Below are 26,435 nucleotides of genomic sequence, written 5' to 3'. Positions count from 1 at the left end.
TATTTACGAGAGAAAGTTCTTTGCGGTTTTAAAAAATTGAAATCTTTTTTAATAAAAAACAAAAACCACTCATAAACACTTGTTTATGAGTGGTTTTAAATAAAAAAAATAATTTGTTTTTTTATAATTCTTGTGTAGGATTCCAAAAAATATCCTCAAAATTTTGGACTTTATTGTCTTTTACAACCACTCCTTCGCTTTCTAAAAGTTGCTGCATTAAATTTGTTCCATCAAAATGATGTTTACCGCTTAACAATCCTAATCGATTTACAACTCTATGAGCGGGAATGCTAAGATCTCCATGAGAAGCATTCATAGCATAACCAACTATTCTTGCCGATTTTGCTGCTCCTAAGTATTTAGCAATAGCTCCATAAGAAGTAACTCTACCTACTGGAATTTGTTTGGCAACAGCGTGTACTCTTTTAAAAAAATCTTGATTATTAGACATAAAAAAACCCTGATAACTCAGGGCTTAATTTAATATTTTAATTTAAACTTTGCATAGGTAATTGCTTTACCTACTTCAAGATATTGACTTTCGTAATAAGTCTGCACTTGGGTTACCTCTTCAGGAGCACCTTCTTGTCTGTATACATCATGGTTAGCATACAAAACCTCATGTCCTTGTCCATGCAATAAACCAAGCGTATAACCATGCATAAACTCGCTATCGGTTTTTAAATGCATAATACCTTCTTCATTTAAGATTTTATGATATCTTCTTAAAAAGGCATCACCTGTCATACGGTGCTTTGTTCTTTTGTATTTTATTTGTGGATCTGGAAAAGTAATCCAAATTTCACTTACTTCATTTTCAGCAAAAATATAATCAACCAACTCTATTTGAGTTCTTACAAAAGCTACATTAGGAATATTCTCTTCAACAGCTGTTTTAGCACCACGCCAAAAACGAGCTCCTTTAATATCTATACCAATATAGTTAACATTAGGGTTTCTTTGTGCCAAAGCAACGGTGTACTCTCCTTTTCCACAACCCAATTCTAATACTATAGGATTGTTGTTTCCAAAGAATTCACTCCACTTACCTTGATACTTAAAACCAGATGTTACTTCTTCTCTAGTTGGCTGTATAACGTTCTCAAACGTTTCGTTTTCATTAAAACGTTTTAACTTATTTTTGCTTCCCAATCTAGTTTCTTATTTTGGTAAATCTTCAGTATCTGTATCTTTAAACTTTTTAGATTCTTTCATCCAATAAGCAAAGTATACTAATGCCACTACTACAAAAACAAAGTTAATTGCGTTAGATCCCCACCAAGAACCACTAAAACGTAATGCTTTAAACGGTAAGAATAATCCTTTTGTAAATAAATCGTCTATGGCGTGAAAGATATTTAATGCGATCATAATGATAATATTTTAATGCAAGGCAAAAGTAATAAAAGTTATCGTTACTTAATTGCTTAAAAAGTGTTTTTTAAAAGGTATCGTTCTAATTAATTTCTTCCCTTCTCATTAGGGTATAAACTTGGTAACGGATCACTCTGCCAAAACTCCTTAGTGTCTATATCCATAATGGTTAAAGGATTGGTAAAAGCAGCTCCTGTATCAATATTCCAAACATTTGCCACGTTTAAGGGTTGGCTAATATTAATTTTTGATAAAGCCGTATGTCCAATAAAAATTTCTTTGTACAACTTTAATCTCTCAGGATAAAATTCATCTTCTAAAGGTAAATTTCTACTCGCTAAAGCCATTTCCCATAAAGATCTATCCCAGTAAAACATTTTGGTAAAATGTTCTTCTTCTACTCCTCTTACGTTGGTAAAACCTGCATGAATAAATAACCTATTTTGATTATCTAAATAATAATTCTCTAAGTTTTCTAAAAAGTTTATGTGTATTTTGATAAAATTATAAGGTCTATCGGCATAAGAATTTATAGTTGCTTGTCCTCCGTGATGTAACCAATTAGGATTGTCTTTTGATTTTGTTAACCAATCGTAAAACAATTCATCGTGATTCCCTCTAAGAAATATACAATCATGTGATGATTTTAAGGAAATCAATCTATTAATCACTTCAAAAGCTTGTCCCCAACCATCAACATAATCCCCTAAAAAGATAAGTAAATCATCTGTAGTTACCTCTGCTCTCTCTAATACTTGATCTAGAGCTTTTAAGCCACCGTGAATATCTCCTATAACTAACGTTCTGCCCATATTTATTTTTTAAGCTTTAAATATACATATAAAACAAAAAACTACAGAGTTAGAAAACGATCTTAACCTAAGATTAATAACTTTTTTACCAAAAATATTTTAGTCCATAAATAATTACTGCAGGATTGGTCATGGCAGAAATCGCAATTTTTTTTGATAGCTTATATTCTAAACCAACTCCATAGGTTGGATTTAAATTTCCTGAATACAAAAAAGTATCGTGTAAGGGAATTGATTTAATATTTTGCAACCTTCCTTTATAACCATATAAAAAACCTCCTCCGTAGTCTATAGAAAACCGTTTAGACAGTATGATTTTTCTCAGAAAAAACAAAGACATCGCAAAATCATTATACGAATTATTAAAAAGTGCTAACTCAATAGATTTATAATTGGCAGCAGTATAAAATGTACCGTGTATGAATGGATTTTCTGATTTTTGAAAATGGGTGGCAAAAGGTAAAAACTTAACACCATTCTCTGGGTTAACCCCCCAAAGGGTTCTTAAAAAAGTATGTGACTCTTCCTTTTGTTTTATCTCTTGAGCAAATGACAATTGAAAAAACAGAAAACAAATTATAGGTAATATTTTCATAGCAATACGAAAAAAAATTACGGCTTAGTGCCTTATTTTTAAACGAGTGAGAAAATACAAAAACCGATTCATTTTATAAAATGAATCGGTTTAAAAATATTATCAAAAATAAATCTTTAGGTTAAGATTTAAATTTTCTGTAATGATATTAATTGTTTAGGGCTTCTGCACCACCAACAATTTCTAATATTTCACCTGTAATAGCAGCTTGACGAGCTTTGTTATAAGTCAACAATAAGTCGTCTCTTAAATCTTTAGCGTTATCTGTTGCTTTGTGCATTGCAGTCATACGAGCACCGTGCTCAGCAGCAAAAGAATCTCTAATTGCTTTGTACAATTGAGTTTTTAAAGATTTAGGAATTAATGTTTCTACTATTTCTTCTTTAGAAGGTTCAAAAATATAATCAGAAGATACATTTCCTTCAACTTCTACAGGTTGGATAGGTAAGAATTGCTCTAAAGTTGCAATTTGAGTTGCTGCATTTTTAAACACATTGTATACAATCTCAATTTTGTCATAATCACCTTTAGCATATAACTCCATTAACTCTTCGGCAATAACAGTTACATTCTTAAATGTTAAATCATCAAAAACAGCTCTATCGTTCTTAACAACAGTATAATTTTTAGAAAGAATATCATTTGCTTTCTTTCCTATAGTATACAATGCAATTTCCTTTCCTTGATATTTCTCAGAAATAACTTGTACTGTTTTTTTAATTATTGATGAGTTAAAACCACCACACAAACCTCTGTTAGATGAAACTACAACAAGTAAAACTTTAGAAACTTCTCTCTGCTCAGCATAAACACCACCAGCATCACCATCTAAAGTAGCACTTAAATTTTGTAACAACTCTGTTAATTTATTGGCATAAGGACGCATTGCAGTAATAGCGTCTTGTGCTTTTTTTAACTTTGCTGCAGATACCATTTTCATTGCGCTCGTAATTTTCATTGTAGAGCCAATAGAGGTAATTCTGTTTCTAATTTCTTTTAAGTTTGCCATTCTCTTTTCAGTAATTAGTAATTAGTACAAAGTACAAAGCGTTAAACTATGTACTTTGTACTTAATACTATTTTATTAATATTTTGAAGATACTTCAGCAGCAACAGCTGTTAAAACATCTAAAGTAGATTGCTCTAATTTACCAGACTTTAATGAATCTAAAGCATCTCTATGTTTTGCATTTAAAAATTCAATATAATCTCTTTCAAATTCTTTTACTTTATTTAAAGGAACATTCTTTAATAAGTTTTTAGAACCTGCATAAATAATTGCAATTTGATCTTCTACAGTATAAGGGTCGTTTTGAGCTTGTTTTAAGATCTCAACGTTACGTTGTCCTTTTTCGATTACTGATAAAGTAGCTGAATCTAAATCAGAACCAAACTTAGCAAACGCTTCTAATTCACGGAAAGCAGCTTGATCTAACTTTAAAGTACCAGATACTTTTTTCATAGATTTAATCTGTGCGTTACCTCCTACACGAGATACAGAAATACCTACGTTAATTGCAGGACGAACTCCAGAGTTGAATAAATCTCCATCTAAGAAAATCTGTCCATCAGTAATAGAAATTACGTTAGTTGGAATATATGCAGATACGTCTCCTGCTTGAGTTTCAATAATTGGCAATGCAGTTAAAGAACCTCCTCCTTTAATTTTTCCTGCTAAAGAAGCTGGAGCATCGTTCATTTTAGTTGCAATTGAATCATCTCCAATTACTTTTGCAGAACGCTCTAATAATCTTGAGTGTAAGTAGAATACATCTCCAGGGTAAGCCTCACGTCCCGGTGGTCTTCTTAATAATAAAGAAATCTCACGGTATGCAACAGCTTGCTTAGATAAATCATCATAAATAATTAAAGCTGGTCTTCCAGTATCACGGAAGTACTCACCAATTGCAGCACCTGCAAATGGAGCATATACCTGCATTGGAGCAGGATCTGAAGCGTTAGCAGCTACAATAGTAGTATAAGCTAAAGCACCTTTTTCTTCTAATAAGTTTACAATTCCTGCAACAGTAGATGCTTTTTGACCAACAGCTACATAAATACAGTAAACAGGCTCACCAGCATCATAAAACTCTTTTTGGTTAATGATCGTATCTAAAGCTACAGTAGATTTACCTGTTTGACGGTCACCAATAATTAACTCACGTTGTCCACGTCCTACAGGAATCATTGCATCAATAGATTTAATACCTGTTTGTAATGGCTCAGTTACTGGCTCACGGAAAATAACTCCAGGAGCTTTACGCTCTAATGGCATTTCAAAAGTTTCACCTGCAATTGCACCTTTACCATCAATAGGATTACCTAAGGTATCAACAACACGTCCTACAATTCCTTCACCTACATTGATAGAAGCAATTCTCTCAGTTCTTTTTACAGTAGAACCTTCTGATACTTCAGAAGAAGGACCTAATAATACAACTCCTGCATTATCCTCTTCCAAGTTCAATACAATTCCTTGTAAACCTGATTCAAACTCTACTAATTCACCATACTGCACATTCGCTAATCCGTATACACGTGCAATACCATCTCCAATTTGTAATACAGTACCAACTTCGTTTAAAGAACCTTTAGATTCAAAACTAGTTAGCTGCTCTTTTAAAATTGCTGATACTTCAGCTGGGTTTATTGCTGCCATCTTATTTTTATTATTTGATGTATTTTTTAATTTTTTGATATGAATTGACTGTTGTCAAAACTTCTTTCTAACAATGTTAAACTTCTTGAAACACTAGCATCGTACTGAATATCTCCAATACGTAAAACAAAACCTCCAATAATTTCTGGATTGATGATGTTTTCTATAGATGTTGCACTTCCTGTTAACTCTTTAATTTTATCAACTACTTTTGATTCTAAAGCTTTTGTTAAAGGAACTGCAGTAGTTACTTGTGCTACTTTAATAGATTTTGAATGGTTGTATATAGTTTGGTAACTTTTTGATACCAATGCTAAAATATCCAAACGTCTCTTTTCTCCTAAAAGCTTAATTAATCCTAAAGAATAACTGTTAATTTGCTTTCCAAAAATCCCCTCTAAAGCATTTACTTTTTCAGATGTTTTTACAATTGGGCTTTTTAACATTACCTCTAAGTCTTGACTTTCAGCAATAGTAGCGGCAATTAATTGCATATCTGCATTTACTGCGTCTTCGCTTTTATTGTCTTCTGCAAGATTTAAGATCGCTTTTGCATATCGCAATGCTGCTCTTGTACTCATGCTCTATATTAGTTTAAGATAACTTCGTTCAAAGATTTCTCTACCAAAGCCAATTGGTTTTCTTCTGAAGCTAATTCACTTTTAATTATTTTCTTTGCAATATCAATAGAAATTCCTGCAACTTGAGTTTTTAACTCAGTTAAAGCAGCTTGTTTTTCTAATTCGATAGCTGCTTTTGCATTGGTAATAATAGCCTCTGCTTCTGCATTTGCTTCACCTTTTGCTTCAGAAACAATTTTTTCTTTTATTTCGCGAGCTTCTTTTAACATTGTGTCTCTTTCAGCTCTTGCTTCTTTTAAGATTTTTTGATTATCAGCGTTTAAAGCTTCTAATTCTTTTTTTGCATTTTCTGCAGCTTTTAATGCATTTGAAATTCCCTCTTCTCTTGAGTTTAATGCCTCTAAAATTGGCTTCCAAGCAAATTTACGCATTAACAAAATTAAAGTAACAAAAATAATTGCCACCCAGAAAAATAATCCAAATGAAAAATCGTTAATTAACTTATCCATTTATATAATGTTTAAAATTTTAGTTCTGTTTAATTTAAACACTATTTGTAACCAACCGTTACAAATAGTGTTTGTTTTTTAGTGGGGAAAAATTATTTCCCTAAGATTAATGCACCAAATGCTAAACCTTCTAATAAGGCACCGATGATAATCATAGCAGTTTGAATTTTGTTAGCTGCTTCTGGTTGTCTAGCGATAGCGTCCATTGCTGAACCACCAATTTTACCTAACCCTAATCCTGCACCGATAACGATGATACCTGCTCCTACTAATCCTGGAATTGTCATAATAAATGATTTATATATAATTAAACAAAAAAATTCTTAATGATGATCGTGTTCTTCTACTGCCATACCAATAAACAAAGAAGACAACATGGTAAATATGTATGCTTGTAAAAAAGCAACTAATAATTCTATAATATTAATAAATAAAGTTAAGAATAAAGAAACACCAATGCTTCCACCTGTTCCTAAAGCTTCTTTACCAACGTATATTACAGCTAATAATCCCATTACAACAGTATGCCCTGCAGTAATGTTTGCAAACAAACGTATTAATAATGAAAACGGTTTCGTAAACATTCCTAAAATTTCAATAGGAGCTAATACAATCTTCATTGGTACAGGTACACCTGGCATCCAAAAAATATGTTTCCAGTAATCTTTATTACCACTAAATTGTACTATAAAGAATGTAATTAAAGCCAAACATAAAGTTACAGCAATATTACCCGTTACATTAATTCCTAATGGAGTTAACCCTAATAAGTTTGTTATCCATATAAAGAAAAATACTGTTAATAAGAATCCCATAAATTTACGGTATTTCTTTTCTCCAATATTTGGCTTTGCAATTTCGTCTCTAACAAAAATTACTAAAGGCTCTAACACTCTAGCAAATCCAGTTGGAATTGGTCCGTTTTTATATGATTTAGCTAATGATCTAAATAACAACAACATTAAAACGGAAATCACTAAAATTGAAAATACGTTTTTAGTAATAGATAAATCTAATGGCTTTGCGTTTGTAGGATGGTGGTGTTCATCATACTTAATAGTTCCTGCAGCATCTGTTTTATAAATTTTACCGTGGTATAATCTATAATGAGCATCTCCTTTTTTCACTACATTTTCTCCATGGTGAAACTCAGAAGACATAAACACTTTTAAACCATTATCTACTAAAATAACAGGCAAAGAAAAACCGTAGTGGTGACCTGTAGCTTCGTCTGAAAAGAACACAAAATCGTGAGTATCACCTAAGTGATGTTGAATGTAAGCGTCTACCTCTTCTTTGGTATTAACTCCATCATTGTAACCTTCTTCTTCAGAATGTGGAAGTGCAGTATGTGCATGTTCACTATTCTCTTGATGAGTTGCTTCATTATGATGAGCATTTGTTTGATGCTGATCATCGTTTGCATTCATGGTAAATGATGTTAATACTAACGCTAACATCACTAAAACTTTTAGGTTCAATTTTCCTATCATTCTATCGTGAATATTGATTGTTTTCAAAATTTGTGCAAATGTAAACAATAATTTAAAAAAACTATTAGTTTTTAACATTGAATTGTTGAAAATTCAAAAACTTTATTTTTTCTGTAACTCTTTAGCTAAATCGCTAATTTTTAACATTTTTACTATAAAAATTAGTTCTGTCACTAAATTCAATCCAAAAGGAACAAAAAAGGCAAGGGCATCTGCCTTAGCTACAGTTCCTAATTCGTTAGTAGGATCTAATAAAACAAACAATAAAATCATCTTGATAGCGCTTAATCCTAAAAAAATAAACCCTATTTGAGATTCAAAACTTTTCTTTAATAAATAAATTACAGAACACATACTAATAGATGCTGCTGCATTAATTAAATAAGACAATTGTATGTTTAAAACTGGGATAGATGTTAACTCTACTGAAGGAATAATTAAATAATAATGTAATAAATATGCTAAAATATTTAACACAAGTAAACCAACAGCACTCTTTATATGATCTTTAACCATTAATATTATTCGTTATTAAGTTTGTTTAGTTGTTTCATTAACATTAGTACAAACACTACTAATGCAACTACTATAAACAACAATGTAAACCACGGTTTTTCAAAAGAAAATTTAGTATCAAAATAGCTCCCTCCTAAAGAGGCTATATACATCATAACTCCCAACTGAACTCCAATTCCTGAAAATCTAAGAAATTTCCGAAACGTCTTGTTTTCTTTCTTCTTTGGCTTCAATTGTTTTTGCATTTAATTCTTTAATTGAGCTTAACATTTTACAGTTTGCGTTAAAAATTGCTCCTGGTTCAACGGTTAAACTCTCCATATAAACTTCTCCTGAAACCTTGGCAGTAGGCTTTAAACACAGTGAGTTTTTCACCTCCAAATGTCCGTCAAAAAAACCTTCAATATCGGCATTAACACACTTAACCTTACCAAAAACCTTTCCGTCTGGCCCTATGATAATTTTTCCTGTTGTTGTTAACTCTCCTTCTATAGTTCCGTCAATTCTAAAATCTCCTTGAGAAATTATCTCTCCTTTAAAAGTAGTTTTCTTTGAAATTCTATTTCTCTCCATAACCAAATCATCTTGTTGCCCAGATGCTTTCTTTTTATCTGAATTAAACATAACCTATAATATTTAAGTAGTTATTTCTCAAAGTTAATTATTATTTAAGAACTCCAATGCTTTTTTTGCTTCCTCTGTATTTGGATATCTTAATTTGATTTCTGCCAACAACTCTTTAAACACTTCTTTACCTTCTAATTTAGCCATAATATAAGCATGTAACAATGCGTACTTTGGCGCTAAATCTGTATCTGCATATTTAACTTTTGCTAAATTTATTTCTTCTAAAGCAGCATCAAATGAATTTAATGTATACAAATCATATATGGTTTCGTAACATTTAATATATTCATTTTCTGCTTCATCATCTACTGCTATATCATCAGTATTCGTAGCCAATTTTGTGAATGAAGACTTAGGATATTCTTTCTGTAATTTTTGTTGATATACATTAGCGTTTAACTCATCTCCAGTTTCTTTATAAATCTTATACAACCTATAATAAGCTCCAATCTTTAAATCATCAGATGGGTTAAAGGCTATTAATTGTTTTAGCTTTTCTATAGCTAAATCTTTTTCTTTTAACTGACTGTAATAAGCATTTCCTAACTCGTAATAATTTAAATTTCTGATTTGCGTAATACTATCTAAAAACTTAGGATCTTTATTAATTTGAGAAGTATAATAAACAACATCGTACTTATTTACACTTGTTGATTGAACACTATCTTTTGCCTCAGTTTCTGTTTTAGCAGAACCAATTGAAGTAAATAATGAAGAAGCAAACCAATTACCATCTCTTCTAGAGGCTTTCCATTTTTTTTGAAACTCTGCTTTCCCCTCTGCCCTTACCTTGTTATTATAAAAATACCAACCATCTGCACCAGCATTATTGGTTAATTTATTTTGTGCTGCCAATGCTTTTAATTGCTTTATCCTTTCGTTTTTCTCAGCTAATTTTAGCTCATCAATATAATCTTGAAAAAAAGCGTTTGCCTGAGCATCATTAAAACTTGCAATTTTTAACAAACTGTCATTGGTATTTGCAGCCTCAATAGTAGTTACTATTTTCTCTAAACTGTTAGATTTTCTTTTAATACGAATTACTCTATTAGATTTTTCATTTTTAGAAACATCAATCAAACTATCGTAATAAGATTTTGCAGATTTGTATTCTTTTTCACCGTATGATATATCCCCTAATTGCTCATATGCAATCATTTTTTGATGAATGTCTTTTTCAGACTTTTCAATAGATTGAGTATAATAACTTTTAGCAAGTTGAATTGAATCTGCATTTTCATAAATCAACCCTTTTTGAAAGAGTAATTTATTTAAGTAAGGTCTATTTTTTCTAATAAAGATTAAATGGTTTACCTCATCTAAAAACTCTTGAGTACTATAATCCTCAATATGATTGTTAATTTTTTCTAACTTAGATTGTAATTTATATTTATACAATCCTTTTTTTGTTTCTATCACCCTATCAAAAGACTCATCAGAAGATTCAATATCTCCAACTTCTCTATAAAGCTGCCCCAAAACAAAAGCTGCTCTAGATGCCATAGTCCCTTTATCAACAGCCTCTAAAGAAGCCTCTAAATGTGCAATTCTTTGTTCAATGCTATCAGGAGTCTTTTCATATGCCATCACCACTCCTAACTCCGTCTGCTGTCTCACCTCATCTGTTAATCTTGATGACGTTAACAATCTAAGTAATGCTTTTTTACCAAAATTTACATTTCCTGTGTGAATATTGCTCTTTGCCCTCCAAACTACTGTTTCGTAAATCAAACTAGCGCTTGGATAATTTTTGATGATATATTCAAACGATTCTAAAGCAGGAGTAAATCTTTTGGTATAATATCTAGATTTTCCTAATAATAAATAAGCTTCATCAATTTGTGAATTTCTTTCTTCACCATCAATTAACATAGAGTGTTTTTGAATGGCTTTTACCGCTTTTTCCTCTGCCCTTTCAAAATCAGATTGACCAATAGGCTCTGTATCCTCATCATCTCTTTCTTCGGCATAAAAACTAAATGGTTCTATGGGTAAAACATTAGTAAAATCATCATTATAAGTACTTTCTACTTTTTCTAACCCCTTTTCATAGGCAACCTTACCATTGTACAATACATTGTACTTGGTTACCATAGCATGAAATTTTCTGTTTAAAAATCTATCCTTACTCGTACTACACGAGACTAAAAAGAATATAGATATGAATAAAATAAAGTGTTTCACTAAATGATTAGATATAATAGTTCCCCTAAACACAAATATAACGTTCTGTATTTAATAGCATTGTGCTTAGACTACAAATCTATCTATTATTTTAGAAATAGGCTCAATTTTAGAAGTATACTGAATACTTGGTCCTGCCACCCAAACATTTTTATAGGTTACTTTTTGCGCTGAATTCACAACATCCTGAGTTCCTTTTAAGTACCTTAATAACTTAATCCACTTTTTTAAGAACTCGTATTTATGTAGCTTTTTCTCTAACCAAGTTTCATCTAAACCTACTTTTTGAACATAAGGTGTATTGATAACCGTACAAGGTGTTCCTGATATTTTTTTAGTCATTACAATATCTTCTGCTCCATAATCTACACAAGCTTGTTTATACTCCCTTGATACTGTTGATTCCTCTGAAGCAATAAAAGGACTACCTATTGAGGCTCCCGCCGCTCCGTATGATAAAACCAAGTCTAAATCTTCCTTAGACCCTATACCTCCAGCAGAAATTACAGGAAGATTTGTGTTTTCTACCAATTCTTTAATAAGCACTTCGGGAGGATGAGCACCTCTATGTCCACCAGCCCTATTATTCACAGCTATTAAAGCATCACAACCTAATTTTTCTGCTTTTTTAGCATGATCTAAATTAACCACATCACAAAAAACTTTTATACCTGCTCTTCGGGCTTTTACTATTACCTCTCTTGGACTTCCTAAAGATGTAATAATAAAATCTACTCCTTCATCACAACAAGCCTTAAGTTGCTCTCTATATTTTAAATTTGATGGATTGACAATAATATTAATTCCAAATGCACCATTTGGTGTTTTAGCAGCTTTCATTTCTCTAATCGCTTGCTTTAACTCGGGAATTCTTCTGTAATTAAGTGCCGGAATACAACCTGCTGCACCTCTATTCATTGCAGCAATAACCATGGCTGTATTAGAAACCAAAAACATAGGAGCTACCAAAAATGGTAAATCTATCCCAAGTAACTCTTGTAGTTTTTTAGATTGTGGCATATTTCTTTTTATGTTAGCCTATAGCTATTATTATTTTTGCCAAACATTATTCTTTCTGTTAATGTCTGCTGTTTTATTATCAACGTCTATCGTTACTTTTTTTAAAGCCTTTGTAACTGGAAAAGTATAAACAGGATTTGTCCAATTCCAATCTTTTAATATTGTCGCATTTATTTTTTTCTCCCCTCTCATTCTAGCTAACGGAATATAAAACAACTCCTCACTATCATCTTCATATATTACCGTAACCTCAACAGGCATAGCCATAGTTCCTTTGTTATGAAGATTTACCTGATTTGTAATAGATGGGAAAACTTCGTAATCTATAGTTTTTGTCGTTTCAGTCCATTGATTAAAATACCAATCTAACTCCATATTAGCTTCTTTTTCAGCAATTCTAATAAAATCTTGAGGTTTAGGGTGCTTAAAAACAAACTCTTTATAATACTTTTTTAACGTGTTATTAAAAGCTTTTTCTCCAATAATATATTCTAACTGACGCAAAAACAATGCCCCTTTATTATAGGTAGATACTCCATATCCAAAACTATAATCAAATTCATCTCCATTGGTGGTTAATGGTTGTTCAATTCCATAACCTACTAAATTCACATAGGACTTATAAACGTTTTCAAATTCGTTTTCTCCATTAAAAATTTTGTTTTCTATCAATGTAGAAATGTAAGTAGTAAAACCTTCATCCTGCCAAGCGTGTTTGGTTTCATTACTTGCTAACAAAAACTGAAACCAAGTATGAGCTAATTCGTGAGCCACTACTCCCACCAAACTTCTATAGTCTCTATCTCCAGTAATTAAAGTACACATAGCATACTCCATTCCTCCATCACCTCCTTGAATAACACTGTACTGCTTATAAGGATACTCACCTACTCTATCTTGATAAAAAGCAAATAACTCATCCATTACTTTTGGTAATTTATTCCAAGACTCTTTTCGGTCTTCGGCTAAAGAACTTTTATACAATAAATGCACTTCTGGTCCATTAGCTACTTTGTGCTTTAAGTGCTTAAAACCTGGATCTGCAGCCCAAGAAAAATCGTGAACATTAGGAGCTTTAAATTGCCAAGTTAACTTTCCATCAACTATTTTTTGATCTACTTTATCTCCTGAGTCTTCATATCCATGACCTATTTCATCAATATTTTGTAGATATCCAGTACCCCCAATAGTATAATTTTTATCGATAGTGATATTTACTTCATAATCTCCCCAATCAGCAAAAAACTCTGCTCCTATGTATGGATTTGCATGCCAACCTTCATCATCATAAGCAGCTAACTTAGGATACCATTGAGTCATAGACAAAGCTACTCCTTCTGCATTATCTCTCCCAGACCTACGAACTTGCAAAGGAACTTGCCCCACAAATTCCATTGTTAATTCAGTCTTTTTACCAGACTTTATAGGCTTAGCCAACTCTACTTCTAAAATGGTTCCTTCTACAACATACTTTAAAGGTTTACCGTTTTGTTTTAAAGACTTTACTTTAATATATCCTTGCTCTTCTGGAACCAATAATGAAATTTTGCTTTTATTTACTGGAGCCTCTTCTGTTCCGGTATTTACAATCAACCTCCCGTTTGGATCTGGTATATTTTGCACTCTCATATCCATTGCACTTCCAGGCTGAAAAGCATTATTATATAAATGATAATAAACCTTTGTTAGTGTTTCTGGAGAATTATTTTTATACTTTATTTCCTGCTTACCTGTGTATTGATAAGATGCTACATCCATATCAATATCCATTTTATAATCTGCTTTTTGTTGCCAATATTGAGCATTGACAGTGACAGACATCAACCCTAAAACAATAAATATTTTTTTCATATTTCTAAAAAAATGCCAGTTTATAAAACTTACAAACTGGCAGAATATTTAAATTAATTTTTATTTTTTCTTTGCTACCATTTCTGCAGCCATTTTAACAGCATTATAGGCATTTACAATCCTTCCGCTTTTAGACAGCTCTGTAAAAGGCACTAATTTTCCTTCTCCTTTTGGAAGCAATACCTCTAAATTTACTAGAGTACCAGAGTTCATAATAATATGCTTTACTTGACTTGCTGATAATTCTGGAAAATAAGATCTAATTAAAGCAGCAACTCCAGCTGTAGCGGGTGATGCCATTGATGTTCCACTTAAACTTTTATAACCATTATTTGGTACTGTATTATAAATATCATGCCCTGGAGCAAACACATCAACATTTGCTTTTCCATAATTGGTAAAATCTGCTGGTAAATTTTCATTATAAAAACGAGTAGCAGCACCAACTGTTAAGAAGTTATCAGAAACTTCTTTATCCCCTTTTTCTATATCTTTAGGATAACTAGGCTTTTCATCAATATTCTGACCATCATTCCCTGCGGCATTTACAATTAACACATCTTTTTTTGCTGCATATTTAATAGCATCATACACCCACTCTGCATTTGGAGAGTATCCTTTTCCAAAACTGGTATTGATTACTTTTGCTCCGTTATCTACAGCATATCTAATCCCTAAAGCAACATCTTTATCGTATTCATCTCCATTAGGAACCACACGAACAGCCATTAACAAAGCATTATCAACTACTCCATTTACTCCTAAATGATTATTTCTATCTGCCAAAACAATTCCAGAAACATGTGTTCCATGAATTTCATCATCGCCTTGATCTTTTACATTGTTATCTCCATATACTTTGGTTTTCATAGAATACCCATCATCATTTAACTTAGCTCTTCCGTTAAAGTTAATGTTATAGTACGAGTTTACTTGAGAGGTATAATAATCAACTGCTGGTTCTAATTGTTCTAATTGCTCTTCAACAGAACTTCCTGACTCTAATATTTTAATTGCCATCTCCTTTTGAGAATTCACAAAATCAAAAGTTGAAGTAATTGCTTTTAAATCTTCTAAAGTATAATCTTCTTTACCTGTTAAATTTTGCATGGCCACATCTGTAGCTTTTAACATGTCCTCATACTGCATGTATTGTGCCTGACCTTTTTTAACACGCTCTAAGTTGCTTTTAAAATCTTCTTCTAAAGCTTTAAAATCCTTAAACTTTTTTAAATCTTTTTCCTTTTTAAAATCTGCCTCTGTCTTACCTTCATACAATGGTTTTTGTTGACGATACAATCTTGTTAATTCTAGATTTTCATCATATGTAGATCCTAAAAAGTTCCATCCATGTATATCATCAATAAATCCATTTTTATCATCATCAATACCATTTCCTGCTATTTCTTTTGGATTTGTCCACACTTTTGCCGCCAAATCTTCGTGAGTAATATCACTACCAGAATCTGTTACCGCTACAATAACAGGTACACTTTTTCTATCTTTTAAAAACTCATATGCTTTTTCCAAACTAATTCCTGGAATTGAATCTGTAGCCAAATCTGCATGAGACCAAGTTTGCACATCCTGCTCTGTAAACACTTGTTTGCTTGGAATAATTACAGAAGTATCTTTTCCTTCTGGCACTGCAATTCTTTTTACAGAATTACAACTAACTAAAAAAGCTCCTATTGCTGTTACTACTATAATCTTTGATAATTTCATGAATTAAATATCTGGTTAAATGTATATGTTTCTTTTAATCTTATTCCTTTTCCTGTTTGCTGAACTGTACACAACTCGTTGTGAGCGTCGTGCTGCATAAACAAAATGTATTCGTTCTTTGCCGCTTCGTTCAAAAATAATTCTTTTTCTGACATAGTCAACAAAGGTCTTGTATCGTACCCCATGATATACGGCAATGGAATATGCCCAATAGTTGGTAATAAATCGGCCATAAAAACAACTGTTTTTCCTTTATACTGAATCATAGGAATCATTTGTTTTTCCGTGTGTCCATCGGCAAAAAAGATGCCAAACCCTAGCTCTGATGTCTGCGCTTTCTGATTTCCGCTAATCGAAACAAATTTTAATTGTCCACTTTCTTGAATAGGATTGATATTCTCTGTTAAAAATGATGCTTTTTCTCTAGGATTAGGCTCAGTAGCCCATTGCCAATGATTGGCATTTGACCAAAAAGTTGCATTCTTAAATGCAGGTTCTAAAAAAGTTCTGTCTTTATTCCACTGAATAGCCCCACCTACATGATCAAAATGTAAATGCGTTAAAAAAACATCTGTAATATCATCTCTGTGAAATCCATATTTTGCTAAAGAAAGATCTGTAGTAAAATCGCCCCAAGGACTTACATGGCTAAAAAATTTATCATCTTGTTTATCTCCTAAACCGGTATCAATTAAAATTAATCGATCTCCATCCTCTATCAACAAACAACGCATTCCAATATCTATTTTATTTGTTGCGTCTGCAGGATTGGTTCTTTGCCAAATGGCCTTAGGCACAACACCAAACATAGCTCCTCCATCTAGCATAAAGTTTCCAGATTCTATTGGGTACAAAGTCATTTCTAAAGATTTTATTTAAAGATATAAAATGACTTTAGAACGAAATGTTATTTCTCAAAAAAGTTTAACATCAATATAAGCGCTATAACTCTCCTTTTAACCACATTAATTGATAAGGTTTTAAACTGATAGAATTCGTTGAAATTTCTGTATTAGAACCCAATAAATCCTTTAAGGTTAAAGAAATTTTCTCTGGCAATTCACAACTCACTTCTTTATCTGAAAAATTATGTATGGTTACAATTCTTTCTTTATTATCTACACTATGCTGATCTACCGCAAAAAGTTGATTTCCTAACTCTAAAAACTCAAATTTTCCAAAAGGATTAAATGCAGGTTCGTGAATACGAATAGCAATTAATGCTTTATAACGTTCTAACATTTTTTTAGCCAAAGTTCCTTCTGTAGCCAATTCTTTTTCTAACCAATCGATATGATATTTTTCTCTATTAATGGTTCTATTTACCCCAGAATGCTTTACACCATCTTTGTAATTTCTTGACCCTACTAAGGAATGAAAATAAATTCCTGGAACTCCGGGCATGGCAAGAACAGTAGCTTGAGCTAATAACATTCTTTTAAATCGAACCTCATCATCTTTATCAGGATGTGTTAAAGCATCTATATAACTACAATTTAGCTCATATGGACTTTGACTTCCATCCGCATCAGTTTTGTAAGACACCAAACCTCCGTGTGATTTTACCGTATCTCCTAAATTTTGAACCTCTTCTTCTGTTAAAATTCCTTTGATGGGTCTTAATCCAATTCCGTCATGACTTGCAGTAAAATTAAAGAAACAGACTTTATCACTCGGCAAAGTCAATGTTTTTCCCCATTCTGTTAGCGTTTTGGTATTTCCTGTTAAAATAGAATGTACCAATAATGGAGGCAAAGCAAAATTATAAACCATTTGTGCTTCATCATCACCACTTCCAAAATAAGAAACATTTTCGTGGTGAGGCACATTGGTTTCTGTAATGATAATTACCTCTGGTGCTACTTCGTGCAACACTTCTCTCATCAGCTGAATCAGTTCATGGGTTTGTTCTAAATGCACACACTCTGTCCCAATTTCTTTCCATATAAAAGCAATCGCATCTAATCTAATTAGCGTAGCTCCTTTTTCTACATAATAAAAAAGGGCATCTAATACATTTCTTAAAACTCTATGACTTTTATAATTTAAATCTACCTGATCTTTGCTAAAGGTAGTCCATACATGCCTTGTTTTTCCTGCATCATCTACAAATTCACTTAACAAGGGCAAGGCTCTTGGCCTCACTACTTTGCTTAAATCTATAGACGGATCTACTTCTGTAAAAAAATCTTGAAAATATGGGTCACCAGCCAAATAAGCCTTAAACCAATCTGAAAATTGGGAAATATGATTGATAACTCCATCAACCATTAATCTATACGCTCCACTAATTTGTTCAATTTCTCTCCATGATCCCATTTTAGGATCTACAGCTCCATAATTTACTACTGAAAATCCATCATCAGAAGAATATGGATAAAAAGGTAAAATATGAACCGAATTGATAATTCCTTTTAAATGCTTATCCATAAAACCTTTTAAAGTTAACAAAGAAGGTTCGTAATCTTTATTAACTTGATCTCCGTAGGTAATTAAAATCACATCTTTTTCGCTTAACTGATAAGGGGTAGATTTTATTCTTGATTTGTATTTAAAAATCAAATCGATGATGCTATCTACTGCCCTATCTGCAATTTCTGGCGGATATAATTTATGTAATCTTTTATTGATGGTGTGTTCTTTGTCTGAAATATGTCTCATCTATTCATTATCTTTTTTAACGTACTTAACAAATTTTTCTGAAAACTCTGGCATTACCGATCTTACTGTAATCCAAGAAGAAAGAGAGTGTGTTCCCATTGGATCTTCGTAAAACTCTGTAGAGGCTTCTTCAATAGCATTCTGAAAAGCCTCTACTGCTTTAATTTCTTTTTCTCTAGTATATTCCAAAGCATTTAACTTGCTTAAAGCATTGTACTTAGAGATCTCAAATCTTGATTCTTGAAAATAGGTTGCTAACAAAGTTTTAAAGGATGCTCTAGAAAATACAACACCTTCTTGAGCCAATACCCTAAACAAAGTTTTGGCAATATCTTTAGACATTTTATAAATTCCTGACCCTGAAATTTGATCTCCTAAATCTTGATGTTTATGCTCGTAACTCTCCATTATTTCAGTCTGACAAATTCTTTTGTTAGAAGTATTTTTATAAACCTCACTTAAAGTTGAAACCTCTAAACCCCAAGTGGGTGAGATTCCAATACCTCTTGCCAACGATCTTATAAAAGAAAATTCTCCGGACAATGAATACCTAAAACTCCCCATATAATCTAAATACTTACTTTCTCCATAAACTTTAGCCAAAGAATTTACCAAAGGAGTATACAACAACCTGGTAGCTCTACCGTGTAATTTATCTGTCACTCTGGAATAAAACCCTTTGTTAAATTCAAAATCTAAAGCAGGATGTACAATAGGATAAAATAACCTTGCTGGAATTTCTCTACTATAATTTACAATATCACAATCGTGAAGCGCAAAAGCATAAGCATCTTTATCTGCCAAAGCATAACCAATCATGGTCCAAACATTTCTTCCTTTCCCTGGAGTTTCTAAGCCCGGAAAACCTTCGGCAGTTAACTCTGCATAAAGCTCTTTTATTTTAGGTCCATCGTTCCATAGTACTTCTACCTTACAAGGCAAAACCGACATTAATTTTTTTACTTCTTCAAACTGTTCTTCGGTGGCTTGATCTAACCCTAAAATAATTTTATACAGGTATTTTACATGCTTTAATTCTTCTATAATTTTGTGCATTGCCGGGGTTTCAAACTCAGAATACAAAGCTGGCAACATTAACAACATTCCTCTTCTCTCACTAAACTCTTCTAGTTCTCTTTCTAAATCTTCTAAAGATCTATCACCTAAATTTTGTAAAGTTGTAATTACTCCGTTTTGAAAAAAATCTGCCATATTCTTTTTACTTTTTTAATACGATTATAAAATCCATCACATTTGTTCCAGAAATTCCTGTTACAAAATCATAACCTAAGGTTTTAAAAAACGTGTTGCTATCACTATTTTTTAAATAGGTTTTGGGTTCTATATTCTTGTTAGTTATTTGTTTATATATATCGTAATCTACAAAAGCACCTGTTGCGTTAGACCTACCATCAATTCCATCGCTACCAGCACTTAATAAAGAAATATTTTGTGTGATACAATCAGTCATCAACAGCCTTAATGCCAATTCTTGATTTCTTCCTCCATAACCATCACCCAATACTACAGTAGTAGTTTCCCCTCCAAACAGTAAACAAAAACTATTGTATTGCTTGTCGTGTTTTTTAATTTCATCACAAATCAACTGCGTTGCCTTTTCTGAACTCATTTCTAAAGTTGTGGTTACAATTTTGGTAAAATCAACTTTGGGTTCTATATAAATTTCGGCTTCTTGCAAAGCGATGCCATTGTTCCCTATAATATGATGCGGAAATTGTCCGTTATTCATAGGCGCCGAACCAATAGTATGCAAATCATCACCAATCACATCACTCAACACTAGAACCTCTCCTTTTGCTTTTATATGATTGGCCAACTTTCCACCTTTGATTTGTGAAATAGATTTCCTTACCGTATTTAATGCTTTGATGTCTATTCCAGACGTCAACAATGAGGAAGATATTTTTGTAAAATCCTCCAAAGTCAAACCATCAATTGGTTTTTCTATCATGGCAGAAGCACCACCAGATAATAAAAACACAAATAAATCTCTCTCTGATAATTTAGATACTTCATCTATCAACAAACTAGCAGCTTCAACACTTTTTTCAGAAACCAATGGATGTGTAGATGTATAGTGTTTTGCATATTTTAATTCTCCTTTTGAAGTAGAAATCACCAATCCGCCTGCAATTTTATCACCTAAAATAACTTCACATTCTTTGGCCATATCATAAGCCGCTTTTCCTACTCCAAAAACAAAAACGTTTTCATAGTTTTTTAAAGGATAATCAGTTCCAACAATGGTTAACACATCATCCTTTATAAAAAGATTATCTTTTATTAAAGACGTTGCTTTTACCTTGTTTAAAGCTTTGTAATATATGTTCTCTAATTCTTTTCTATACATTTTTTAATATCATTTCGTTCCAACCTTTTGCTCCTTTATATGTGGATTTTTGCAATTTATTGGTTGGTAGATTTACATAATTTCCTTCATGATTTTTTATTGCAATAGGGATGTCTACACTGGCCAATAGCGGAATATCATTTTCACCATCGCCCAGACCAATAGACTTGATTTTAGTTTGATAACATTCTTCAAAGATTTTAACACATTTTTCTACCGCCTTTCCTTTATCTTGATTTTCTCCTATTAAATGATAAAATCTTCCTCCTTTGGTTATTTTCAAACCATTTTCTGAAGCCATTTTTTCTAACTTTTCTACTTGAGCTCCCTCTTTAAGAACAAAAGGTTCTGTAAAGCCTCTTTGTTTAGAAAGCTTAGCACTTTCTTGAGGTAAACCTGTGTGTTTTACCACATCATCTATCGTCATATCACTAAATCCAAACATGCCATATTCAGTTTTGTAACTATTATAAAATGCTACTACTTTCTCATAACTCACTCCAAGCTGCAATACATAATAGTCTCCAAATTCTTTTAAAAAAGAAAAATCAAATCCTTTGTAATCTTTCGGAATAAAAAGAGCAGCCCCATTTTCTACAATAAAGGGTTCTTGAATCCCCACTTTTTTTTGCAGCAACTCAACTTCTATTTTGGTTTTACTAGTTGTAAAAATTAATGGAATTTGTTTTTTTAAAATTCGCTCCCTTGCCTCTTTTGAAGCTTCAAAAGAATAATCGTCATGGTTTAAAAAAGTTCCATCTAAATCTGTGAATATAATTGTATTCATATTTCTATTTAACACATTAAACAAGTACTAGAAGATTGAAAACCAACATACTTGACTTTATAAAAAACAAGAAAATGTTTTTTGATATGACTTAAAGTTTAAAGTTAAGACTTTATGAAACAATTTGTCCTGTTAAAAAACAGGAATAGAAGTGAGATTTGCGTAAACCACAGGATGGGGGCTTAAAAACCTAAAAAGTTTTACGCATAAAAAAACCCACCAATGAAAATTGGTGGGTTTGTTTTGGAGGCCTCGAGCGGATTCGAACCGCTGTAGACGGTTTTGCAGACCGCTGCCTAGCCACTCGGCCACAAGGCCAAAACGCGAATGCAAATTTATATAAAATATTGTGTTTCGCAACAATCTTTTTAATATTTTATAAATCTCTTCTTTTTTTAGTCATTTCTATGGTTACAGATTCCACATCTCCACCAATTGGTGGGTTTAATTTTGAAAGCGCAACCTTTGCTTTTTTAATCATCGGTATTTCTTTCATCATTCTTACCAATATTCTCTCTACCACATGTTCTAACAATTCTGAACGTTGCAAAACTTCTTCTTCAACAATTTCATTGATATCAACATAACTCACCGTATCCGCTAACTTATCAGAAATAGCAGATTTCTTTAAACCTACCTTTACCTCAACATCTACTCGGTAATGAGAACCTATTTTTGCTTCTTCTTGCAAACATCCATGATTGCTGTAAATTCTAATATTTTGTACTCTAATAATTCCCATTTTTTATATTGTTTAATCGTTGATTTGTTTAACTACATGTTTTAAAAATAGTTCATCAAAACTTTATAACTAATGAACCCACATTCTTAACAAAATGCTAAAATAAACCTTTGTATTTAATTCCTAATTCATAACTGATAATTCGTGATTTTTACCGCTTTATTCTAGAGTAGTTAATTTTTTTAACATTTTATCATAATCATCTGAGGTATCTATATCCAAGATTTCTTTATCAATTTTAAAGTGAGAAACCTGACATTGATTTCTTTTTATGATGGATTTAGCACCTGTATCATCAGATAATTTTTTTAACTCTTCAAAAAAATCCTTATCAAAAACAGCGGGCACCCCTGTATAATTATAACAAGCGGTTACTGTAATTTTATTTTTATTGATAATGTGATTCTCTAAAACTTGCTCAAGGTCTTTTGAACAAACCTCAGGCTGATCTGACAACACTATTACTATTCTTTGATATTTGTTTTTTTTCTGAATTTGTGACACTCCAAAAGCAATAGAACTTCCTATTCCTTTTTCCCATTTTAGATGTTGTAACACTTCTATAGAAAAACCTTGAATAGTTTTAGAAATGGATTTATAATTTGCCCCTAACACCACAAATACATGTTGCTTAGAAACCCCTAATACTTGTTTAATGGTATGTGTTAACAACATCTCATTTTTAAAAGGCAGCAGCTGTTTGGGTTCTTGCATTCTTGCAGAACCTCCTGCAGCCAAAATTAAAAAAGCAGTAGATGAGATCATGTTACACTGCAAAGTTTAAAAACAGTATTGCTTTGTAAATGTGTTAAAGCTTTGTTTTTGGTCATCATAATAATTTCAGAAACAATAGAAACAGCTATTTCTTGTGGAGTTACTGCACCAATGTCTAAGCCTGTTGGCCCATGGATAAGTTCTAAAAAAGTTTCGGAAACCTCTAGATCTTCCTCTATTAAAGTGTTTAACAGCTGTTCCCTCCTTTTTTTTGCACCTAACAAACCTATATAAATAGGTCTAGAATTTTTTAATTTTTTTAAAAACAACAAGTCTTTTGCATAATTATGATTCATCAACACCACAGCTGTTTCAGCATCTATACACAATTCTTCATCTTCGTTCTCTAGCGTATTGATTATTTTTTTAGCTCCTGTAAACTCATCCGTAGACTTTATCGTTTTGGTTGTATTAACAACAATAACCTCCCAACCTAAAAAAGATGCTTGCCGACTTAAACTAACAGCATCATACTCTGTACCTATAATATACAACTGAAATACTGGTTGTAAAGTCTGACTATATAGATGAGGTAAATTTACTTTTTGATGAACATCAGAAATTGGATATCTCTCATCATTAAACTGAATTGTTGTACCTCCTCCTACACTAGATACATCTCCATAAAAAGTAGTTAAAATAAAAGAAGCTCTACGAATAAATGATTGCTGAATTTTAAACAGCACCTCCTCTGCAATACTTAATTTTTCAAGAAAAAGAAAAAGTGTTCCTTCACAACCTAACCTATACCTACCATCGTAACTAATTAATTTAGATTGCCCTGTTTTAAACACAGATTGTGCTTGCCGCACCACTTCTTTTTCTACACAACCACCACTAACAGCCCCTATAGTTTCACTATTTTCTAACACCAACATACGCACTCCTTCCTTTCTATAAGAAGAGCCATTCACCTCCACCAATGTAGCTAACACCGCTTGTTTACCTAAAGCAAAGACCTTGGCATAAGCCTCAATTATTTTCTTAAATTCATGGGTCATATTATTACAGACTTTTAAATAATATTTCCACTATTCACAAATGGTTGTTTCCTAATACGCTCCCCCGTAGCAGCTTTAATAGCATTGGCAACAGCTGCCGCTACTGGAGGCAAAGTAGGTTCCCCTAAACCTGTTGGAGCTTCATTACTTTTCACAAAACTGACCTCTATTTTTGGTACTTGGTGTATTCTAATTAAATTATATTGATGGAAATTTTTACTCTGAGGTACTCCTTTATCAATTAACATTTCACCATACATAGCATGTCCAAAACCATCAATAATACCTCCTTCTGCTTGTGTTATTGCTCCCATTGGATTCACCACAATTCCACAATCTACAACACAATAAATTTTTGTAACAACAGGTTTTTCATCTTGCAATTCAACTTCTGCTACTTGCGCAACATGACTGTTATGACTGTAATATGCACTAAATCCCTGATAAACATTTTCTTTTTTTCCCCAACCTGATTTTTGCACTACATCTTTAATTACCCCTTCCATTCTTTCTGGAGAATATTGCATGCGATTGCTTTTATTTTTCTTTGCTTTTGCTAATAAATCTAACCTTAACTGCACAGGATCAATGTTCATTTCCTCCGCCAATTCATCAAAAAAGCTTTGTTCTGCAAAACCTAAAAAATTAGAAATTGGAGCTCTCCATGCACCCGTAGTAATACTGCTTTTTAAAGGAGATGTTTCTACTCTGTAATTTTCTACAGAACCTGCAGGAAAAAAATTAGCTCTAGATTCGTTAATACCAGCATTTATTGCTGCTTCTTTTAATTGATAGGCAACCAATCTACCTTTTTTAACCCCTGCTTTAAACTGATATTTAACCTGAGGTCTATAAATTCCTGCAGTCATATCATCTTCTCTTTGATACACAAGTTTTACAGGTTTTTTAACTTTTTCAGAAATCAACACTGCCTCTATGATATAATCATTATACAGCCTTCTACCAAAACCTCCTCCTATTCTACACATTTCTAATGTAATATCGCTTTCCTTCCTGTTTAACATTTTTGCTACACGCCTCACTGCATCCTGAGGTGCTTGTATAGGTCCTCTTAAATGAATTTTTTCTGGAGTTACATGCGCAAAAAAGTTCATAGGTTCCATAGTATTATGTGGTAAAAAAGGAGCTTCATATGTTTTTTCTATCACACTATCTGCGTTTAAAAACCCCTCCTTAACACTTCCATCTTCTCTTACTAAAGTCCCTTTATTTTCGGTCAACAGGTTGTTTAACTTTTCATCAATCTCCTTTGTTCCATCAAATGTTTGGTTAGTACTCCAATTTGCTTTTACTGCTTTTTTTCCTTTAAAAGCCAACCATGTACTCGTAGCCAATACAGCAATATTTCCATCAACCTCTACAACATCTTCTACTCCTTTTATTTGTTTGGCTTCTTTAGCATCAAAATCTATTAATTTTTGTCCAAAAGCTGGCGGATGAATAATAGCAGCATATAGCATTCCATCTTCTTTATAATCCATGCCAAACAAAGGTTCTCCAGAAATAATTTTATCTATATCTACATTTCTTTTTTCTTTTCCTATCAATTTAAAATCTTTAGGATCTTTAAGTATAACTTTTGTTGGCACCTCTAGCTTTGCAGCATCTAAAACCACATCGCCATACCCTAATTCATCGCCTTTTTTATTTTTTATAATCCCTTTTTCAGCTGTACATTCTGAAGCATCTACACCCCATTTTATAGCGGCTGCATTTATCAACATTTGTTTGGCAGTGGCTCCAACTTCTCTCAATGGCATCCAAGATTTTCTAATTGATTGGCTCCCTCCGGCTACTTGTCTTTTAAAATTATTAGGATCTAGATCAGCTTGCGCTACCAAAACATGTTCCCAAGGCACATCTAACTCTTCTGCAATAATCATAGGCATAGCAGTTTTTACTCCTTGACCAATTTCAGGGTTGGGAGAATATATGGTTACCATTCCTTTGTTAGAAATTTTTATATATGCATTAAAATCATTGTAATTGAGCTTTGACAAGTCTATCTTTTTCTCCTTTTTTGACTCACAACTTTGAAAAAAATTAGCTCCAAAAACAATTCCAACTCCTGCCAAAGCAGATACTCTGATAAAAGTTTTTCTATCAACTTGTAATGACGACTTTGTTTCCAT

At 32.3% G+C, this 26,435-nt stretch carries 27 protein-coding genes and 1 tRNA gene; all 28 read right to left on the bottom strand.

The window, feature by feature from the left end; translation table 11 throughout:
- Nucleotides 1-121: 121 nt before the first annotated feature.
- The 28 genes from AXE80_RS14105 to AXE80_RS13975 all read right to left on the bottom strand — a co-directional run bounded on the left by AXE80_RS14105 (nucleotide 122) and on the right by AXE80_RS13975 (nucleotide 26,435).
- Entirely contained in the window at nucleotides 122-451 is a 330-nt protein-coding gene (locus AXE80_RS14105) for an MGMT family protein (protein ID WP_068828494.1), read from the bottom strand.
- A gap of 29 nt (nucleotides 452-480) precedes the next feature.
- Nucleotides 481-1,152, bottom strand: coding sequence for a tRNA (guanosine(46)-N7)-methyltransferase TrmB (gene trmB / locus AXE80_RS14100; RefSeq protein WP_068828492.1), 672 nt, complete (start codon nucleotides 1,150-1,152; stop codon nucleotides 481-483).
- Between the two features lie 9 nt (nucleotides 1,153-1,161).
- Nucleotides 1,162-1,371 (bottom strand): DUF6341 family protein, encoded by a 210-nt coding sequence (locus tag AXE80_RS14095; RefSeq protein ID WP_068828490.1) that lies wholly within the window; start codon nucleotides 1,369-1,371, stop codon nucleotides 1,162-1,164.
- An 89-nt stretch (nucleotides 1,372-1,460) separates the two neighbouring features.
- Nucleotides 1,461-2,186, bottom strand: coding sequence for a metallophosphoesterase (locus AXE80_RS14090; RefSeq protein ID WP_068828487.1), 726 nt, complete (start codon nucleotides 2,184-2,186; stop codon nucleotides 1,461-1,463).
- Between the two features lie 85 nt (nucleotides 2,187-2,271).
- A complete protein-coding gene (locus AXE80_RS14085; RefSeq protein ID WP_157359415.1) occupies nucleotides 2,272-2,781 on the bottom strand; it encodes a hypothetical protein in 510 nt (169 codons plus the stop codon).
- A gap of 148 nt (nucleotides 2,782-2,929) precedes the next feature.
- Entirely contained in the window at nucleotides 2,930-3,790 is an 861-nt protein-coding gene (gene atpG, locus AXE80_RS14080; protein WP_068828483.1) for an ATP synthase F1 subunit gamma, read from the bottom strand.
- 75 nt (nucleotides 3,791-3,865) lie between these two features.
- The gene (gene atpA, locus AXE80_RS14075; protein WP_068828481.1) at nucleotides 3,866-5,440 is read right to left on the bottom strand and encodes a F0F1 ATP synthase subunit alpha; all 1,575 of its coding nucleotides are present in this window, start codon (nucleotides 5,438-5,440) and stop codon (nucleotides 3,866-3,868) included.
- Nucleotides 5,441-5,466: 26 nt separating this feature from the next.
- Nucleotides 5,467-6,021: an ATP synthase F1 subunit delta gene (gene atpH / locus AXE80_RS14070; RefSeq protein WP_068828479.1), complete on the bottom strand. Its 555-nt coding sequence runs from the start codon at nucleotides 6,019-6,021 to the stop codon at nucleotides 5,467-5,469.
- Nucleotides 6,022-6,029: 8 nt separating this feature from the next.
- Nucleotides 6,030-6,530: a F0F1 ATP synthase subunit B gene (locus AXE80_RS14065; protein ID WP_068828478.1), complete on the bottom strand. Its 501-nt coding sequence runs from the start codon at nucleotides 6,528-6,530 to the stop codon at nucleotides 6,030-6,032.
- A 92-nt stretch (nucleotides 6,531-6,622) separates the two neighbouring features.
- Nucleotides 6,623-6,817 carry an ATP synthase F0 subunit C gene (locus AXE80_RS14060; RefSeq protein ID WP_068828477.1) on the bottom strand — a complete coding sequence of 65 codons (195 nt, stop codon included), beginning with the start codon at nucleotides 6,815-6,817 and terminating at the stop codon, nucleotides 6,623-6,625.
- A gap of 36 nt (nucleotides 6,818-6,853) precedes the next feature.
- Nucleotides 6,854-8,023 carry a F0F1 ATP synthase subunit A gene (gene atpB / locus AXE80_RS14055; RefSeq protein WP_068828938.1) on the bottom strand — a complete coding sequence of 390 codons (1,170 nt, stop codon included), beginning with the start codon at nucleotides 8,021-8,023 and terminating at the stop codon, nucleotides 6,854-6,856.
- 102 nt (nucleotides 8,024-8,125) lie between these two features.
- The gene (locus AXE80_RS14050) at nucleotides 8,126-8,539 is read right to left on the bottom strand and encodes a hypothetical protein (protein ID WP_068828476.1); all 414 of its coding nucleotides are present in this window, start codon (nucleotides 8,537-8,539) and stop codon (nucleotides 8,126-8,128) included.
- A 5-nt stretch (nucleotides 8,540-8,544) separates the two neighbouring features.
- Nucleotides 8,545-8,691, bottom strand: coding sequence for a hypothetical protein (locus AXE80_RS14585; protein WP_418382300.1), 147 nt, complete (start codon nucleotides 8,689-8,691; stop codon nucleotides 8,545-8,547).
- A 34-nt stretch (nucleotides 8,692-8,725) separates the two neighbouring features.
- Nucleotides 8,726-9,163 carry a bactofilin family protein gene (locus AXE80_RS14045; RefSeq protein ID WP_068828475.1) on the bottom strand — a complete coding sequence of 146 codons (438 nt, stop codon included), beginning with the start codon at nucleotides 9,161-9,163 and terminating at the stop codon, nucleotides 8,726-8,728.
- A gap of 33 nt (nucleotides 9,164-9,196) precedes the next feature.
- Nucleotides 9,197-11,350 (bottom strand): type IX secretion system periplasmic lipoprotein PorW/SprE, encoded by a 2,154-nt coding sequence (gene porW, locus AXE80_RS14040; protein WP_472574429.1) that lies wholly within the window; start codon nucleotides 11,348-11,350, stop codon nucleotides 9,197-9,199.
- Nucleotides 11,351-11,416: 66 nt separating this feature from the next.
- Nucleotides 11,417-12,370, bottom strand: a complete 954-nt coding sequence (locus tag AXE80_RS14035) for an NAD(P)H-dependent flavin oxidoreductase (RefSeq protein ID WP_068828471.1) — start codon at nucleotides 12,368-12,370, stop codon at nucleotides 11,417-11,419.
- A gap of 30 nt (nucleotides 12,371-12,400) precedes the next feature.
- Complete coding sequence (locus tag AXE80_RS14030) at nucleotides 12,401-14,221, bottom strand: M1 family metallopeptidase (RefSeq protein WP_068828469.1); 1,821 nt, start codon at nucleotides 14,219-14,221, stop codon at nucleotides 12,401-12,403.
- 60 nt (nucleotides 14,222-14,281) lie between these two features.
- Entirely contained in the window at nucleotides 14,282-15,946 is a 1,665-nt protein-coding gene (locus AXE80_RS14025; protein ID WP_068828467.1) for a S8 family peptidase, read from the bottom strand.
- The gene (locus tag AXE80_RS14020) at nucleotides 15,943-16,806 is read right to left on the bottom strand and encodes an MBL fold metallo-hydrolase (protein WP_068828465.1); all 864 of its coding nucleotides are present in this window, start codon (nucleotides 16,804-16,806) and stop codon (nucleotides 15,943-15,945) included. Before AXE80_RS14020 ends, AXE80_RS14025 begins: the two co-directional genes overlap by 4 nt.
- Nucleotides 16,807-16,888: 82 nt before the next feature.
- Nucleotides 16,889-18,607: an alpha-amylase family glycosyl hydrolase gene (locus AXE80_RS14015; protein ID WP_068828463.1), complete on the bottom strand. Its 1,719-nt coding sequence runs from the start codon at nucleotides 18,605-18,607 to the stop codon at nucleotides 16,889-16,891.
- A complete protein-coding gene (locus AXE80_RS14010; protein ID WP_068828461.1) occupies nucleotides 18,608-19,819 on the bottom strand; it encodes a glycosyltransferase family protein in 1,212 nt (403 codons plus the stop codon).
- 7 nt (nucleotides 19,820-19,826) lie between these two features.
- Nucleotides 19,827-20,978: a glycerate kinase type-2 family protein gene (locus AXE80_RS14005; RefSeq protein WP_068828459.1), complete on the bottom strand. Its 1,152-nt coding sequence runs from the start codon at nucleotides 20,976-20,978 to the stop codon at nucleotides 19,827-19,829.
- A complete protein-coding gene (locus AXE80_RS14000) occupies nucleotides 20,971-21,765 on the bottom strand; it encodes an HAD-IIB family hydrolase (RefSeq protein WP_068828457.1) in 795 nt (264 codons plus the stop codon). The genes AXE80_RS14005 and AXE80_RS14000 overlap by 8 nt, the downstream gene beginning before the upstream one ends.
- A gap of 244 nt (nucleotides 21,766-22,009) precedes the next feature.
- Nucleotides 22,010-22,083: transfer RNA gene (locus AXE80_RS13995), tRNA-Cys, on the bottom strand.
- 58 nt (nucleotides 22,084-22,141) lie between these two features.
- On the bottom strand, nucleotides 22,142-22,507 hold the full coding sequence (folB, locus tag AXE80_RS13990; RefSeq protein ID WP_068828455.1) for a dihydroneopterin aldolase: 366 nt from the start codon (nucleotides 22,505-22,507) through the stop codon (nucleotides 22,142-22,144).
- Between the two features lie 159 nt (nucleotides 22,508-22,666).
- Nucleotides 22,667-23,272: a nucleotidyltransferase family protein gene (locus AXE80_RS13985; protein WP_083194690.1), complete on the bottom strand. Its 606-nt coding sequence runs from the start codon at nucleotides 23,270-23,272 to the stop codon at nucleotides 22,667-22,669.
- On the bottom strand, nucleotides 23,269-24,282 hold the full coding sequence (locus tag AXE80_RS13980; RefSeq protein ID WP_068828452.1) for an XdhC family protein: 1,014 nt from the start codon (nucleotides 24,280-24,282) through the stop codon (nucleotides 23,269-23,271). Before AXE80_RS13980 ends, AXE80_RS13985 begins: the two co-directional genes overlap by 4 nt.
- 14 nt (nucleotides 24,283-24,296) lie before the next feature.
- Nucleotides 24,297-26,435 carry a xanthine dehydrogenase family protein molybdopterin-binding subunit gene (locus AXE80_RS13975; RefSeq protein WP_068828450.1) on the bottom strand — a complete coding sequence of 713 codons (2,139 nt, stop codon included), beginning with the start codon at nucleotides 26,433-26,435 and terminating at the stop codon, nucleotides 24,297-24,299.

This window comes from Wenyingzhuangia fucanilytica (assembly GCF_001697185.1).
GTDB lineage: Bacteria > Bacteroidota > Bacteroidia > Flavobacteriales > Flavobacteriaceae > Wenyingzhuangia > Wenyingzhuangia fucanilytica.
Note: the sequence above shows the minus strand (reverse complement) of the source record. Positions and strands in the feature narration are given on the sequence as shown.

Excerpts from the sequence above, each read along its gene's own strand:
- atpA (WP_068828481.1), bottom strand. The coding sequence starts at position 5,440 with ATGGCAGCAATAAACCCAGCTGAAGTATCAGCAATTTTAAAAGAGCAG.
- AXE80_RS14020 (WP_068828465.1), bottom strand. The coding sequence starts at position 16,806 with ATGACTTTGTACCCAATAGAATCTGGAAACTTTATGCTAGATGGAGGA.
- atpH (WP_068828479.1), bottom strand. The coding sequence starts at position 6,021 with ATGAGTACAAGAGCAGCATTGCGATATGCAAAAGCGATCTTAAATCTT.
- AXE80_RS14005 (WP_068828459.1), bottom strand. The coding sequence starts at position 20,978 with ATGTATAGAAAAGAATTAGAGAACATATATTACAAAGCTTTAAACAAG.
- AXE80_RS13980 (WP_068828452.1), bottom strand. The coding sequence starts at position 24,282 with ATGACCCATGAATTTAAGAAAATAATTGAGGCTTATGCCAAGGTCTTT.
- AXE80_RS14085 (WP_157359415.1), bottom strand. The coding sequence starts at position 2,781 with ATGAAAATATTACCTATAATTTGTTTTCTGTTTTTTCAATTGTCATTT.
- AXE80_RS13975 (WP_068828450.1), bottom strand. The coding sequence starts at position 26,435 with ATGGAAACAAAGTCGTCATTACAAGTTGATAGAAAAACTTTTATCAGA.
- AXE80_RS14060 (WP_068828477.1), bottom strand. The coding sequence starts at position 6,817 with ATGACAATTCCAGGATTAGTAGGAGCAGGTATCATCGTTATCGGTGCA.
- AXE80_RS14000 (WP_068828457.1), bottom strand. The coding sequence starts at position 21,765 with ATGAATACAATTATATTCACAGATTTAGATGGAACTTTTTTAAACCAT.
- AXE80_RS14045 (WP_068828475.1), bottom strand. The coding sequence starts at position 9,163 with ATGTTTAATTCAGATAAAAAGAAAGCATCTGGGCAACAAGATGATTTG.
- AXE80_RS14010 (WP_068828461.1), bottom strand. The coding sequence starts at position 19,819 with ATGGCAGATTTTTTTCAAAACGGAGTAATTACAACTTTACAAAATTTA.
- atpG (WP_068828483.1), bottom strand. The coding sequence starts at position 3,790 with ATGGCAAACTTAAAAGAAATTAGAAACAGAATTACCTCTATTGGCTCT.
- AXE80_RS14035 (WP_068828471.1), bottom strand. The coding sequence starts at position 12,370 with ATGCCACAATCTAAAAAACTACAAGAGTTACTTGGGATAGATTTACCA.
- AXE80_RS14030 (WP_068828469.1), bottom strand. The coding sequence starts at position 14,221 with ATGAAAAAAATATTTATTGTTTTAGGGTTGATGTCTGTCACTGTCAAT.
- AXE80_RS13985 (WP_083194690.1), bottom strand. The coding sequence starts at position 23,272 with ATGATCTCATCTACTGCTTTTTTAATTTTGGCTGCAGGAGGTTCTGCA.
- AXE80_RS14095 (WP_068828490.1), bottom strand. The coding sequence starts at position 1,371 with ATGATCGCATTAAATATCTTTCACGCCATAGACGATTTATTTACAAAA.
- AXE80_RS14105 (WP_068828494.1), bottom strand. The coding sequence starts at position 451 with ATGTCTAATAATCAAGATTTTTTTAAAAGAGTACACGCTGTTGCCAAA.
- AXE80_RS14065 (WP_068828478.1), bottom strand. The coding sequence starts at position 6,530 with ATGGATAAGTTAATTAACGATTTTTCATTTGGATTATTTTTCTGGGTG.
- folB (WP_068828455.1), bottom strand. The coding sequence starts at position 22,507 with ATGGGAATTATTAGAGTACAAAATATTAGAATTTACAGCAATCATGGA.
- AXE80_RS14090 (WP_068828487.1), bottom strand. The coding sequence starts at position 2,186 with ATGGGCAGAACGTTAGTTATAGGAGATATTCACGGTGGCTTAAAAGCT.
- atpB (WP_068828938.1), bottom strand. The coding sequence starts at position 8,023 with ATGATAGGAAAATTGAACCTAAAAGTTTTAGTGATGTTAGCGTTAGTA.
- AXE80_RS14025 (WP_068828467.1), bottom strand. The coding sequence starts at position 15,946 with ATGAAATTATCAAAGATTATAGTAGTAACAGCAATAGGAGCTTTTTTA.
- AXE80_RS14050 (WP_068828476.1), bottom strand. The coding sequence starts at position 8,539 with ATGGTTAAAGATCATATAAAGAGTGCTGTTGGTTTACTTGTGTTAAAT.
- AXE80_RS14015 (WP_068828463.1), bottom strand. The coding sequence starts at position 18,607 with ATGAGACATATTTCAGACAAAGAACACACCATCAATAAAAGATTACAT.
- AXE80_RS14585 (WP_418382300.1), bottom strand. The coding sequence starts at position 8,691 with ATGTATATAGCCTCTTTAGGAGGGAGCTATTTTGATACTAAATTTTCT.